1 protein-coding gene is annotated in these 333 nt (G+C 36.6%); it reads left to right on the top strand.

Translation table 11 applies throughout. The annotated features are described in order from the left end of the window. Positions 1-333: hypothetical protein (locus tag AC5590_RS08825; protein ID WP_211178828.1), on the top strand; the 333-nt coding region annotated here is incomplete at both ends.

The raw sequence follows: 333 nt of genomic DNA, 5'->3' as shown, positions 1-333 counted from the left end.
ATTGAAAATACATTCAATACTCCTTTCCCTGTTAGAAATCCCAACACTCGCAGCGAATTTCTTCAGGAAGCACGGTCGGTTAGAGAAGGACTAGAAAAGGCAGATGAGGTAAAAAGTGTACAAGGAAAATTACAAGAAATTTCTAGAAATATAGTTAGTACAGAGCAACAAAGAGATAATGCACAGGAGGAATTAACTTCCTTAAAAAACCTCTTGGCTACTTCAATAGAGGATTTTTACGCTTCTTTCCATCAAAATTTTCATGACAAGCACAAGGAGTTATTTCAGCTATCGCGAGACTTTCTCACTTACCAAGCACTTTGTTATAAAGAC

The sequence above is a fragment of the Brasilonema octagenarum UFV-OR1 genome, assembly GCF_963888615.1.
GTDB classification, from domain to species: domain Bacteria; phylum Cyanobacteriota; class Cyanobacteriia; order Cyanobacteriales; family Nostocaceae; genus Brasilonema; species Brasilonema sennae.
The sequence above is the reverse complement of the archived record's forward strand: the minus strand, read 5'-3'. Positions and strand labels throughout refer to the sequence as shown.